This is a genomic window from Geminocystis sp. CENA526 (assembly GCF_050753365.1).
In the GTDB taxonomy this organism is placed as follows: Bacteria; Cyanobacteriota; Cyanobacteriia; order Cyanobacteriales; family Cyanobacteriaceae; genus Geminocystis.
On record NZ_JBLZFY010000025.1, the window covers coordinates 17843 to 33097 of the forward strand.

4 protein-coding genes are annotated in these 15255 nt (G+C 37.3%); 2 read left to right on the forward strand and 2 right to left on the reverse strand.

Annotation, left to right across the window (positions count from 1 at the left end; translation table 11 throughout):
• Positions 1-162: 162 nt before the first annotated feature.
• Positions 163-10818: an FG-GAP-like repeat-containing protein gene (locus ACN4EE_RS09220; RefSeq protein WP_431706139.1), complete on the forward strand. Its 10656-nt coding sequence runs from the start codon at positions 163-165 to the stop codon at positions 10816-10818.
• A gap of 35 nt (positions 10819-10853) precedes the next feature.
• Here the strand turns inward: ACN4EE_RS09220 and ACN4EE_RS09225 are convergent, their stop codons facing one another.
• Positions 10854-12506 carry an acetolactate synthase large subunit gene (locus ACN4EE_RS09225; protein WP_431706140.1) on the reverse strand — a complete coding sequence of 551 codons (1653 nt, stop codon included), beginning with the start codon at positions 12504-12506 and terminating at the stop codon, positions 10854-10856.
• A gap of 152 nt (positions 12507-12658) precedes the next feature.
• Here ACN4EE_RS09225 and ACN4EE_RS09230 point away from each other — a divergent pair, with 152 nt between their 5' ends.
• The gene (locus ACN4EE_RS09230; protein ID WP_431706141.1) at positions 12659-12952 is read left to right on the forward strand and encodes a hypothetical protein; all 294 of its coding nucleotides are present in this window, start codon (positions 12659-12661) and stop codon (positions 12950-12952) included.
• 198 nt (positions 12953-13150) lie between these two features.
• Here ACN4EE_RS09230 and ACN4EE_RS09235 read toward each other — a convergent pair whose 3' ends face one another.
• Complete coding sequence (locus ACN4EE_RS09235) at positions 13151-15154, reverse strand: NAD(P)H-quinone oxidoreductase subunit 5 (RefSeq protein ID WP_431706142.1); 2004 nt, start codon at positions 15152-15154, stop codon at positions 13151-13153.
• Positions 15155-15255: the final 101 nt, after the last annotated feature.

The following is a 15255-nucleotide window of genomic DNA, read 5'->3' on the forward strand; positions in this document are numbered from 1 at the left end:
TTAAAATTTTCAATTCTTCATTCTTCATTCCTCTTGACGAATCCATAAAATTATCTTAAAATGTGACTAGGTAGTCATAATTAGTTAAAAAAAATAAAGCTAAAAAACTACAAGCGAGAAAACAGAATTTGAACTTTCTATTAAGCCTAAAATTGATTAGCTATGAGCATTAGATTTAACAAAGCTACCGTTAATACCAATGTTGCAACCCCCACTGGTATTATGTTTCTCGATTTAAACAACGATAACTTGCAAGACATCGTTGCTGTTTCTTCTGGTTTTGGGGGGGATGATTTAATTTGGCATCGAAGTAATAGTAATGGCACTCAAAACACCTCTCCCATTTTAATTCATGGAGAGTTAGGAGGAGGGCGCAATGCTTTCTATGGTGCAGATATTGATAGAGATGGAGATATAGATTTAGTAACCGCCGAAACAGGAGATCATGATATTACTATCTGGTACAATACTAATGGGCAAGGCACTTCTTGGAGTGGTAATAAAATAGCAGATAGTTTTAGAGGTGCTACTAAAATATTTATCGCTGATTTTGCCACAGATGGTTTTCCAGATATTGTCGCAGTAGCAAGAGATGATAATGATTTGGCTATTTGGCGACAAACTTCTAGGGGGAGTTTTAGCAAACTAGACATTGATGGTAGTCTCAGTAATGCTAGTGCTGTTTATGGTGGAGATTTAAACCGAGATGGTAGTTTAGATGTGGTTGCTGGTGGTAGTGGCGGTTTATACTGGTATCGTAATAATGGTAATGGTACAAGTTGGACAAAATCCACTATTAGTAATAGTCATCAACCCCAAGATATAAAATTAGCTGATATTGATAATGATGGTGATTTAGATGTGATTATCGCCGCCGATAATGGGGTTTACTATTGGATAAATAAAGGTAATGGTTCTTTTACTGGAGCTACTCAAGTCGTTAACTTTAAGGTAGCACAAATTGCTGTTGCTGATCTCGATCGAGATGGAGATAATGATTTAATTTTTGGTAATAACAACACTAATGCCAGTCTTTACTGGTATTCCAATAACAATGATGGTATCCCTAATTTAGATTTTGGTCCTACTTTTACCCTTTTTACTATTGATAGTAGTGGGTTAAATACTATCACCGCCGTGGGAGTGGGAGATTTGGATAATGACGGTTTTATCGATATTGCCATCGGCACAGACGGAGAAGATGATATATTTCGGTATCGTAATGAGTTGAGATGGGCGAGTATCACTGCTAGTGGCACTCCTATGGAGGGGGGGAGTAGTGGCACATTTACCATTACTTTAGATGAAAGTGCGATCGTATCTACTACCGTCACCTATGCTATAAGTGGTACAGCAACCAATAATGTCGATTATACCATCTCAGGAAATACAACTATTCCTGCGGGGGCTTCTTCTGCTACTATCACTATCAATCCTATCAATGATCTGAATTATGATCCCAATGAGACGGTTATTATAACTCTTACGGGTAACGGTATCAATAATGGTTATGTGGTGGATTCTACCAGAGGAAGTGCTAGTTTAACTATAACCGATCCAACTCCCGTTGTCAGTATAAGCTCATCTGGGGTAGTAAATCCTTCCGAATCGGGCATTATTGGGCAATTTACTATTTCTTTAAATACCACTGCTACCAGCAATTTTAGTATTCCCTATACCTTATCAGGGGCGAGTAATGACATTATCCTTGATAACGATACTAACCCCAATAATGGTAGTTTAGGCTCAACTATTCCCATTGGTATAGGAGAAAGCAGTAAGACGATTTATGTTTTTGCTAAAGATGACTTTACCTACGAAGGCAATGAGAGTTTCACTTTTACCTTATTACCGACAACTCCCGTAGTTAACAATATTGCTTTAGGTACAGGGTATCGAATAGATTTAAGTAAAAATGCTATTACTTTAAATATTATCGACAATGAGCCTACGGTAACAGTTAGTGGTGTTAAAAATATGCAGGAGGGTAGCGATACAGGAGACTTTATCGGTTATGTGGATATTGTCCTTAGTCAAGTCGTCACTAAGCAACCGGGTTTGTCAGTATATTATAACATCACGGGAGGAAGTGCCACCCAATTCACCGACTATTTTAACTCTCAGGGAAGGTTAACCAGTGGTAGTAATGCTCAAAATGTCGTTTTTATTCCTAATGGTGCAACCTCTGCTAGATTATATTTGAGTGCCTTACCCGATGCCATCGCAGAAGCCACCGAGACTATTACTATATCATTAATTGCGGATCAAAATCCGAACACTACCCCAGACTATGCCGTAGGGAATAACTATGGTTTAGGAAGTGTCATCACTGCAACGGTTAATATCACTGATAGTGGAGATTATAGCCCGAATATTGCCATTCTCGATCGAAATAAAAATGCGGTTACGAATACTAATCCCTTAGAAGCCAATAGCGAAGGGGAGGTTAACTTTAGTGTTAAATTAACAAGCCAACCAACCCAAAACGTCACCGTCAGAGTTGATACTTTTACCCTTACCTTTACTTCCGCTAACTGGGATACTCCTCAAAACATCACCTTAAATGGTATCACTTCCTCTCGAAATTTAGCAGTCACTAGCACCAGTAACGACAGTAACTATAATAACCGCACTAGCAACATTACCATTAATCCCGATGACGGCATCCCTAACTTAGATGTCACGGAAGGAGAAAACCCCCTCCCTATAATTATCCCTAGTGTGAGTATTTTATTAGAAAACGATACCAATGAAGGAAGTCAATTAGCAGGGGTGTTTAAATTATTATTGAGTAATCCTGCGCCTAGGGGTGGTTTAGTTATTAACTATATGGTGACAGGCACAGCTACTCCTAATGTTGACTATAGTACGCTTTCAGGTATAGTAGAAATTCCCGAAGGAGAAACCAGTGTTTTCTTGAATGTACCCGTCATTGATGATAAGGTGAAAGAAAATGCAGAAACCGTCATTGTTACTTTACAAGCCGGGGAAGGTTATACTCTAAATAATGCTACATCCAGCGCCACCTTAACTATTTTCGATGATGATGAATCTGGTATTGAATTTGCTACTCCTCAAACCACTGCATCTATTACCAATAGCAATGATTTATTAACCGTCGGGGTGATTAGTTTTAATGATAATAGTGGCACTTTTACTGTTAGATTAAATCAACAACCTTCCCAAAATGTCACCGTTACCCTAAGAGATGGTTTAAATAATAATGCCAGTGGAGGAAGTTTAACCTTTACCCCAGATAATTGGCAATCTGCACAAAATCTTACTCTTACTAATTTAATTGCTAATAATAGTGATGATTTTAACTATCAAATTACTGCCGTTACCGAAAGTCAAGATAGTAACTATCAAAACAAAACCCTTAACTTTCCCATTGTTACTAATACTTTAAATACCACCATCACCAGTGTTTTAACAACGGAAGGAGAAGAAGACATTTTGCTAGTCAAGCTGACAAGCCAACCTAGCAGTAACGTTACTCTGAATTTTAGCGAAATTGATGCTACGGAAAATAGTTTCTCTACCAATACCCTTACCTTTACCCCTGATAATTGGAATACTTATCAAAGTATCAATGTTAGTGGATTGACGGACGATCGAGCCGATGGAGATATAACCTATAATGTTAAGGTGACGACAACTAGCAGTGATAATAACTATAACGGACTTTATCAACTATTACCCATTACTAATACAGATATTGATAGTGATGTGGTTAATAATGAACCTGAAGTAGATGATAACCTAGAAAGCGATCCTTTAGTTACCATTGAGATAGTAGGCAGTAGTGAAATAGGAGAAAGTGACACTACGGGGGGTAAATTTAGAATTACTGTAGGGGAGGGTAGTTCAAGTCAGCCTGTCAAAGTACGTTATTCTATCTTAACTAATCCGAGAAATAATGACGCAACAGAGGGGATTGATTATCAATCCTTTAGTATGTTTGAAGAAAAAAGAGGTGTTGAAAACCCCTTTAATAGTATCGATATTGGTAGCTATAGCGCTCCTTTTCTGATAGATTTAGATCAAGATGGAGATTTAGACCTTGTCATTGGTAATTATGAAGGTTCGATCGACTATTATGAAAATACTGGTACAAAGAATCAACCTATCTTTACTAAAAATAGCAGTAACAATCCTTTTAGTGCCATTGACTTAAATGGTGCAACTTCCCCCGGTTACTCAACTCCTGCCTTCGGTGATATTGACGGGGATGGTGATCAAGATTTAATCTTAGGTAGTAGTGATGGTAAGATTCGCTTTTATCGTAATAGTAACCTTACCTTTACGGAAATAACAGGCTCAAATAATCCCTTTAACAATATTGACGTAGGAGATTATAGCGCTCCCTTTCTCATAGATATTGATTCCGATGGTGATTTAGATTTATTTATCGGTAGCGGTGATGGTTTAATCAGGTTTTATCGCAACACAGGCAGTGAAACAAATCCTGTTTTTGTGGAAGACACCGCAGGAAATCCTTTTCAAAATGTGGATTTGGGCGATCGAGCTAGTATAATTTTTGCAGACTTAGATGAAGATGGAGACTTAGACGCTGTTTTAACAGGAGACATCAACGGCGCCACTAAATCGGGAGGGGTTATGCAATATTGGTTAAATATAGGCACTCCTTCTCAACCTAATTTTATCCGAGACAATAGCCTATTTGAACGCAGTGATTTTACCATACCAGACAATGTGCGTCCAATTTTTGGAGATATTAACGGAGATTTAGATCAAGATTTATTATTTGGTAATATTGATGGGATTATCGACTATTATGAGAATTTATCTAGTGGCGAAATCACCATTATTCCGGGGCAATTTGCGGATATTGATTTAACTCCTTTTGCTGATAACATTGCCGAAGGAGATGAAACCGTTACCATTGTTTTAAATACAAATCAAGGCTATTATATTGATTCAGAAAATACCTCTGTTACTTTCACCATTAAAGATGATGATGTCGCAGGAGTTTCTATTACTGATAATGCAGGAAATTCTATCACTGGTAAAACTTATACCACTAGCGAAGCTGATAATTCACCCCAAACTTTTAAAGTAAAATTAACTAGCCAACCCACTGATAATGTCATCGTTTATTTAGGCACAAACAATAAAAACGAAGGACTTTTAAGTGCAGAATTTCAAGAAAATCAAGAGGTTATTTCCCTTTACTTTACCCCTGATAATTGGAATATTGAACAAAGTTTTAATGTCAATCCTCAAGATGATTTAATAGATGATGATACTGTTGCCTATAAAATAATTTCTACCGTTAAAAGTGGTGATGATTTTTATCATAATTTAGAAGTTAGTGACATTTCTCTTAATAATCAAGATAATGATAACGCAGGTATTAGTGTTGTTCAAATAAGTGATAATTTCACAGAGGGAAGCAGTAATTCTTATCAAGTTTCTTTAAAGACTCAACCCCTTTCTCCTGTCAATGTCACCATGACACCCAGTAACGAGGAAATCAAATTTTCTAATCAAGGTTTCTCTCAACCTTTCACCCTCACCTTTAATGAAGACAACTGGAATATTCCTCAAACTGTCACCGTTTTTGCCGTTGATGATAGCAAAATTGAATATAACCACAGCACTAATATTGATTTTAGTATTGAATCTGAGGATAATGCCTATAGTAATCTAACTCCTCCTCAACCCATAGAAGTTAACATCACCGATAACGACTTCCCCTTAGCTACTTTGGCGGTGACGCAAAATGCCACAGAAGAAGCCATGCCGGGTTACTTTACTATCTCGGTAAGTGAAGCCGTTGATTCCGCTTTTGGCGCCACTGGTTTAAATGTTGCCTATCGAGTTTTAGGCAGTAGTAGCGCGGTTAATGGTTTTGACTATCAAACCGTATTGGAAACAGGAAGCGTCAGAATCCCCCCCGGCAAAACTAGCACGATTTTAACTATTTTCGCTATTGATAACTTTATTGATGATGGTGATAAGCAAGTTATTATCGAATTGTTAGCAGGGGAAGGTTATAGCTTAGGAGACACTACCACTAATACCCTCGTGATTATCAATAATGATAGGGCTGGAGTGCAAATTATTCAAAGTGGTATTGTGCCAGTTGTCAAGGAAGGGGAAAGCTATAGTTTCTATGTCTCTCTATTAAGTGAACCAACTCAGACAACTACAATTAATTTCTCTGATAATCCTAATGAATTAAATAACGTTAACCCTATCACTTTTACTTCTGAAAATTGGTATATACCACAGACTGTCACCATAAGTGCGATCGATGAAAATATAGCAGAGACAGGAGAAAACCATACAACTCAACTAGCATTTATTTTTGATGGTGCGCCAGAGTATGAAAATTTAGATGAGCCTGTTAGCCTTGAAGTTAATATTATCGATCGAACTTTCAATAGTGTCAATACGGCGTTAGGTTTACAGTATAGTTTAAATAGTATAGAAAGGGCGTTTACCGAATCCAGTTTACCCTTAATTGGTAGTGGCTCAAACTTGCCTATTTTCTTTGACGAAATCACCGATAAAATTGTTAGTGAAATTTACACAACTAATAATTTAACTGCATGGAAACTAGAGCAAATCTTCAGAAATTTGTTACCCGAAACTCTAGGGGATAACCTTTCTAATTTGCAAATAAATTATACTCCTAATAATAACGATACTCCCTTTACGGTTTCCTTTACTGTTACTTATAATAATCAAACTATTCCCCTAAGCAAAGACTTAGCAATTCCTTCCCTTGATTTAACTGTTAATGGAGAAGCCCAAGCAGATATTATTTATGATTTTATTTTAGGTTTTGGTATTAATAAAACTGGCGGTTATTATTTAAACACTTCGCAAACTGTTTTAAATCCAGACATCAAATTTGACAATGTGACTTTAACAGGTATCGATAGTATTAACGGTTTAACCGTTGATTTTGTAGATAAAGGTATTGATTTAGATTTAAACTATGATATTAAATTATTAGGTAATAACCTAGATACCTCTGCTTTAAACATACTTAAAAATCGTCCTATTCAAGAGTTATTTTCTAATTTTGATTATGATTTTAAGGTGGGAAGTTTTGCTAAATTATTACTTTCTGCTACCCCTGATGAAAGAATTATTAATCTGTTTCCGGGTATAACTTTTGATTTAGCAGTGGAAGAATTACCTCTTTATAACTATGCTGATGAAGCAAAAATTGAACTTAATGATTTTGTGGTTACTCTGCAAAATGTGGCTTTAGATGTACAATCTTTAGTGCGAGGTTATGCAAAAAAATATGTTAATTTAATCGATGAAATTTTACAACCTATTTATCCTATTATTGACACCCTTAACGCTGATACAAAATTCCTATCTGCTTTAGAATTAGACTTTCTTTTTGATAAGAATAACGATGGGAAGGTATCGGTATTGGAAATGATGTTAACCCTTCTCAATGTTAATGATAATAGTGGTGATAACGATGCTTTACAAAATTTAGGGTTTAATGGTTTTGATGATGGAGACTCCTTAGATTTATACGAATTTATTGATGCTATTAATGAGTTGGTTGAAGTTGTAAGATTAGTTGATGATTATATTGCCGATGATAGCAAGGTTTTAATTGATATAGGCTCAGTTAGTGCAAAAGTTCAGAATGGAGAGGTTAATTTTAGTCGTGATGATTTAACTATACCAGATGGTAACATTCTCGATCGAATTGCTAATAATCCTCTCGCTACAGATGATTTAGGAAAACTAATTGATGGTATTCTCTCCTTAAATGGTTTAGAGATACCTTTGTTAACTGACTTTTTCACGGTAGCTAGTTTATTGCTTGGGGAAGAAAATGTTGACTTTTTAATCTATGATGTGCCTGATTTAGATTTTGATATTAGTGTTGACTTGTCTGATATTGGTTTAGATGCCATTTTACCTGACTACGGTTTGGATGCAGTTTTACAAATATCATTAGGGCTTAATTCTAACCTTTATTTAGCTTATGATGCCTATGGGTTGAATGAGTGGCAGAAAACAGGTTTTGATGAAAGTAAATCAAACTTACTATTAGAAGGGCTTTATATTCGAGATGTCAATGAAAATGGTAAGGATGTTAATGAGTTAGGCGCTTCTTTTGGTATTGATATTGGGATGGAAGCCAATGCCATTGTCGCAAAAGCACGGATGACGGGAGGTGTGCAAAGTAAGAATGATGTTAAACTTGATTTTGTCGATGGTGGCGAATATCAAGGGTTAGGCGATGGTATCATTCGTTATTCGGAATTATCACCTTTATTCACTGGTGATCTTAGTGTACTCGAAATTAGCGGTGCGATCGAGGCTTTTTTAAATACTAAAGTGCAAGTCGGTATCGATGTTGGTTTATTCGAGATAATGGAAACCATCCTTGATATTAATATTTTCACTTACAAAATCTGGAATATTGAAGATGTCTTAAAAAAATTGGGTATCAGTGGTTTTGCTAGTCAAAGTTACTTACAAGGAGGCACAGTATTTTTTGATGTTAACTTTAATGGTCAATTAGATCAAGGAGAAATTTCTACTATCACTAACAATGACGGTAGTTTTAATTTGCCTGTGGATTTAGTCCCCTTCGATCGAAACCGTAATGGTATCATAGATGATCAAGATGGACGTTTAGTGGTTATAAATGGTATTGATACAGCAACGGGATTACCTATCAGCACACCTCTTTTCGCTACCGTTGACTCTAATATGATTACCCCTCTTACCAGTCTGGTGCAAAAATTACATCAATCGGGCATTGATATAGAATTAGCGGAAGCAAAAATTAAAGAGGTATTCACCTTACCCGAAACCCTTGATTTGTCTAATTTTGATCCCATGTCTGCCCTTGATAATGGGGATATTAACGGTAAAAAAGTCTATACCAGTCATGTTATTACTCAAGGCACGATTGCGGTTTTAACTCAGTTTATCTCTGGTATCACTAATCAAACTCCAGCCCAAGTTGCCGATCGAGTTATCGGTTCGATCGCGCTTAGTCTGTATAATGAGGATGATGGTAATTTTTATAATCTCTCTTTTCTCGATAATCTGATTACCAGTTTAATTAATGATGTGGGAGGGGAATTTAGCGACAGTGAATTAACAGACATTAATGACGTTTTAACTCGTATCTTAACCATTGGCACTCAATTAATTGCCATAACAGCAGAAAATTCTACAGTAGATGATGTTGTCACCAATCTTAACTCCCTCAAAATCGCCTTACAATTCGACTTAGGTAATATCTTAGGGCAGTTAGGTGCAGGTTTAATTACTCCTACCGCCGTTGATGATTTATTGCATAACTGGCAAGGAAGAATACAAGAGTCTGCTAACGTGCCAAATTTATTTGCTTTAGTGTTAGCCTTACAGACAGAGAAAATCCCCCAAGATATAGCCACAGAAAGAGTATTAACGATTTTTGAACTTCCTGAAGATTTTAATCTGACTAAAACACCATTATCCCCTACTGATGATCCAATTCTCAGTCAACAACTCCTAATTTTAGAAAATCAACTGACTTTACTTTATCAATTAGGGGGGCAAGTTTTACAAAGTGCAGGTATCACCGATTCCCATGAGGCACAATGGTTAATTAGTCGTGCCACTGCTAAATATATCTATGATAACTCTAACCTTGATTTAACCAACTCCCAAGCCATCAATCAAATTATTGATTCTGCTATCTCATTTTCTACCCTTACCGTAAAAGATTCTATCAAAGAAAGTAAGCTCGATCGAATTTCCTCCGTTAACAATACCCTTGAGATAATTAATCAAAGAAGCAACAATTATGAGGAAGTAGAGAATCAGCAACAACAAATCCTTGATAGTGTCTTGGAATTTCCTTCCCCCTATCACTATCCTTTACCCTTAGTCGTCAATCAAAATGAAGCAGAAACCCTTTACACCCCCCAACCTATTGATACTAAGTTTCAAATTTCTGCCTTAAATGTATCCGAATTTGATAACTATGAGTTAGGCATCAAAACCCCTGAAGGTGAATCAATTATCCTCTTAGAAAACTTACTCGGTAGCGATAATTCCTCTTTAACTAATACCCTCGATGAGATTACCCTAGATACCTTAATGGGTAGCGAAACCAAGTTTTTTGGCTCATTAATCAGCGCACCAGAGGGGTTAAGTGCTTTTACTGACAATGGTTTAGAATTGTATCTTACCATTAATGGTGAGACTTATAGTTCACAAAATCCAGAGCAACTGGAAATTACTTCTAAGGGTAATCAGGGTTTCGCCTTAACTTTTAAAGATGATAATAACACTGTTGCGGAATTTGCTCTTAATACCCCTGTTTTCTTGACTCAAGGATTCGATGCTAGTGAGAATACTACCGTTAATCTTACTATCGCTCGAAGCACCGCCAATGAAAATACCATCGGCATTTATCAAGTGGATGATTTAACAGGAGGAATTATTATGGACGATCGAACCATCATGCCCCATGATCCAGACTATGATAAAGTAGCAGTAGAAAAAGCTAAATCTTCAGGGTTAATTTTTGAAACTCCTGAGAATATGTCGATCGACAATTATACCTTAGCCTTACCTAGTGCTAGTATTTTCGGTTTTTTCCTTATCGTCAATAGCAACGTGGAAGAATACTTAAGCCAAAGTGAAGAATCATCGATTCACAGTTTCTTTTCCTATGGTAGTGCTAACCAAGATAACCGCCAACACTTTACCTCCCTTGGTAACAACATTTATGGTTTTGAAGATACCTTCGGAGGCGGTGATAACGATTTCAATGATATTTTAATACAAATTGTCAATAATGGATAGTGAATTTGTCTTCCAGTCTTCCTGTAACAAAAATATTACTCCCAAATAGGGCAACTTAAATCTCCTGATTTGCGAGAAAAACGGATATTTTCAGCGTAATCCACGGGGCAGTCAATAATAGCGGGAACTTCCTGCTCTAAAGCTGTCTTTAGGGTAGGTATTAAATCGTCAGCAGAGGTCACTCTATAGCCTTTTAAGCCCATGCTTTCAGCAAATTTGACAAAATCAGGGTTAGTAAAGTCAACGTAGCTTTTAGAGCCAAATTGATTGATTTGTTTCCATGCGATTAAGCCATAACCGTTATCGTTAAAAATCAGGGTGACAAAAGGGGTTTTTACTCTCAAGGCGGTTTCTAATTCTTGACAATTCATCATAAATCCCCCATCTCCCGTTACTGCTACCACCTTTTTGTCGGGATGTACTAATTTAGCGGCGATCGCACCGGGTATAGCAATGCCCATAGCGGCAAAACCATTAGAAATAAGACAAGTATTCGGAGATTCACAGTGATAATGTCTTGCCATCCACATTTTATGAGCGCCTACATCGGAGATGACAATATCTTCCGAACCCATTACCTGTCGTAAATCATAGACAATTTTTTGCGGTTTGATGGGGAAGCCTTCGTCATGGGCGTATTGCTCATAATCTTCTCTAATTTCATTGCGTAAAGAGGCAGCAAAGGGTACAGGTTTACCAGTTCGATCGCACCGTTTGAGAATTTCATCCAAAGAATCAGCAATATCGCCAATAACTTCCACCGTAGGAATATAACTACTGTCAATTTCTGCGGAATTAGTACCTATATGGATAATGGGAATTGTGCCGTCTGGATTCCAACGTTTAGGAGAAAATTCAATCAAATCATATCCCACTGCAATAATTAAATCACTTTGCTCAAAACCACAAGTAATAAAATCTCGTTGTTGCAACCCAACAGTCCACAATGATAGTGGGTGAATATAAGGAATTGCCCCTTTCCCCATAAAAGTATTAGCTACGGGGATATTTAAACGGGTAGCAAACTCCGTTAACGCATCCGTAGCATTAGCCCGAATCGCTCCATTTCCTGCCAAAATTAAAGGATTTTTAGCTTTAGCAATGGCGATCGCCGCAGAATTGACACTGCGATAGGAGGCATAAATTTTTTCTCGGCTATCAATTTTTAAAGGTTTTCCCTCTACGGGCATCGCCGCAATATTTTCAGGTAAATCAATATGTACTGCCCCCGGTTTTTCTTTTTCTGCTACTTTAAAGGCTTTTCTGATAACTTCGGGAGTGATGCCGGGGCGCACAATTTGCTTATTCCACTTAGTAACAGGGGCAAACATAGCCACCAAATCTAAGTATTGATGAGATTCAATGTGCATTCTGTCAGTGCCAACCTGCCCCGTAATTGCCACTAAGGGTGCACCATCTAAATTTGCATCCGCAACTCCCGTCATCAAATTCGTAGCACCCGGTCCTAAAGTTGAGAGACAAACTCCTGCTTTTCCCGTTAAACGCCCGTAAACATCCGCCATAAATGCCGCCCCTTGCTCATGACGAGTGGTAATAAATTGTATGGAGGAGTTTTTTAAAGCCTCAAGAAGGTGTAAATTTTCCTCTCCGGGTAAACCGAAAATATATTGTACTCCTTCATTTTCTAAACATTGAATTAATAATTCAGCCGTATTTAATTGTCCCATAATTTTTCCCTAACAATTTTATATCAAAGTTCAGTTATATATATGATCTATTTTACTGCTATAGACTAGAAATGAGGAATAAAGAACTATTTATCTAGCAAAAAAAATAATTATCAACTATCATTGATTTCTGATAAGTACTTTTAAGATTCATGAATAACACCTCTAGTTCGATCGAAAATGAAATCAAAAATTTAGTGGCACAAATACAGAGTGTAGCGGAAAATTCCCAAGACAATATTTTTGATCTACTGTTAATTCTTAGGGAATTAGAGTCTATACATCGTCACATACGACAAGAAATGTTTGAACCTGCGTTACCCGATAATCGTCATCGTCTTTATTTATTATTAAAACATATAGAAGAAATTGGCGGTTGGCCTTATATTGAGAGAATGAGGATTAAAGATGTCTGTGCAAAATTACTCAATAATAATGATAAATAGGGATTGCCTCATAGTTAGGAGGTGCTGAAAAAGTATGAGTGATGAAGAGAAGTAATAGGTAATAGGTAATAGTTTTGGAGTTATTTTGCTACTAGAGTAATGCTTTTATATATTTTTCCCTTGTTTTCCATTCTTCATTCTTCATTCTTCATTCTTCATTCTTCATTCTTCATTCTTCATTCTTCATTCCTAATTCTTCTAGCCAACAACAGTAAAGGCAATGGCAAAGCCTAAAACGGCGGCGAAGACAATTAACGCATAAAATTGCGCTCGTCCATTTTCCAGATATTTCAAGCCTTCTCCACTGATAATCGTCACTAAACCAGTGAGGTTAACTGCACCATCTACGACTTTATAGTCAACTTCCATAATCGCACGGGCAAGACGACGACTTCCTCTCACGAAAACTTTGTCGTAAATATCATCGAAATACCATTTATTTAAAGATAGCTCATATAAAGGCTCGATTTTCTGAGCAATGGCTTTGTAATCGATTTTTCCTTGTAAATAGGTTAATGACGCTAAGGTAATCCCAATTAAAGCAATACCCACAGAGTTACCCCCCATGATGAGAAACTCATTTAAGTCAAAATGATGAGCAATTTCTGCTACTTCGTTAGGATTGGCAATAAACTCCTCAAAACGATTATTCCAAGGCATACCCAGTAAACCAACGAAAACCGAAGGAATAGCTAACATCATCAAGGGGAATGTCATGGTTAAAGGAGACTCGTGGGGTTTTTCACCGTGATGTCCATTGTCACTTGAAGCAATACCAGCTTTAGCCAATAATTCTTCTTGAATTTTGTGATCTTTCCCCCTAAAATCTCCTTCAAAGGTCATAAAATACATTCTAAACATATAGAATGCGGTTAATCCTGCGGTTAACCAACCCACTAACCATAAGACTGGATTCGCCTCAAATGCTAACCCTAGAATCTCATCTTTTGACCAAAATCCAGCAAAAGGAGGAATACCACAGATAGCCAGAGTACCAATGAGGAAGCAAGTGGAAGTAATGGGCATATATTTACGCAAATTTCCCATTAAACGCATATCTTGGGCTAAAACTGGTTCATGTCCTACGACTTCTTCCATACCGTGAATTACTGAACCTGAGCATAAGAATAGCATAGCTTTGAAATAAGCGTGAGTCATCAGGTGAAATAATCCTGCACTATACGCACCAATTCCCATTGCCATTACCATATAACCTAATTGGGAAATGGTAGAGTAAGCCAAACCTTTTTTGATGTCGTTTTGGGTAATTGCGATCGAAGCACCTAAGAAAGCAGTAAAGCAACCAGTCCAAGCGGTAACTGTCATCACTTCAGGAATTGGCTCAAATACAGGGTACATCCGAGCGATTAAAAATACTCCTGCCGCTACCATTGTCGCCGCATGAATTAAAGCAGAGATAGGGGTAGGTCCTTCCATTGCGTCTGGTAGCCATACATGAAGCGGAAACTGGGCTGATTTGGCGACGGGTCCTAAAAACACTAAAATTGCAAATAAAGCCGCTAACCACCCTGCAAGTTGTCCTGATGCCACAATTTCATGGAGTCGATCGCCCATCGGGATAAATTCAAATGTACCAGTTGCCCAGTATAAACCAAGCATACCGAGTAATAAACCGAAGTCACCCACCCTATTGGTAACAAAGGCTTTCTGACAGGCATCGGCGGCGGGTTTTCGATCGTACCAAAAACCGATTAGTAAGTACGAACATACCCCCACTAATTCCCAGAAAATATATACTTGTACTAAGTTGGGACTGATAACTAATCCTAACATGGAGGCACTAAAGATGCTCAGATAGGCGTAAAACCGCACATAACCGCCATCGTGTGCCATGTAACCATCGGTATAAATCATTACCAGTAAAGCAACGGTGGAAACGATTACCAACATTAATGAGCTAAGATGATCGATCGTATAACCCATACTCAGGGTAAAATCACCAGCACTAGCCCATTCTATCATTTTTGTATAGGGTTCGTGTCCTTGCCATTGACTCCAAAATAGTGCGATCGCCATAGTCAGACATACGCCTAAAGTGGAGATAATGAAGACAGAGTTAACTTGTCTAAGTTTGTTTGTGGCTTGATTAAAAGAAATAAGACCGATACCCACTATCATTGAAGAGAGTAGAGGTAATGTCGGCACTAACCAAGCATATTCATATAAATTTAAACTATCCATCCTCGTTATTTTTTATTTATTCATAACGTTTTCATTGTGACATAGGTTGTTAAACAATGGACAATTTTTGCTAGAAATATAAACGAAACCTTAGTTCAACA

Coding starts and splice junctions, on each gene's coding strand:
- ACN4EE_RS09220 (WP_431706139.1), top strand. CDS start 163: ATGAGCATTAGATTTAACAAAGCTACCGTTAATACCAATGTTGCAACC.
- ACN4EE_RS09230 (WP_431706141.1), top strand. CDS start 12,659: ATGAATAACACCTCTAGTTCGATCGAAAATGAAATCAAAAATTTAGTG.
- ACN4EE_RS09235 (WP_431706142.1), bottom strand. CDS start 15,154: ATGGATAGTTTAAATTTATATGAATATGCTTGGTTAGTGCCGACATTA.
- ACN4EE_RS09225 (WP_431706140.1), bottom strand. CDS start 12,506: ATGGGACAATTAAATACGGCTGAATTATTAATTCAATGTTTAGAAAAT.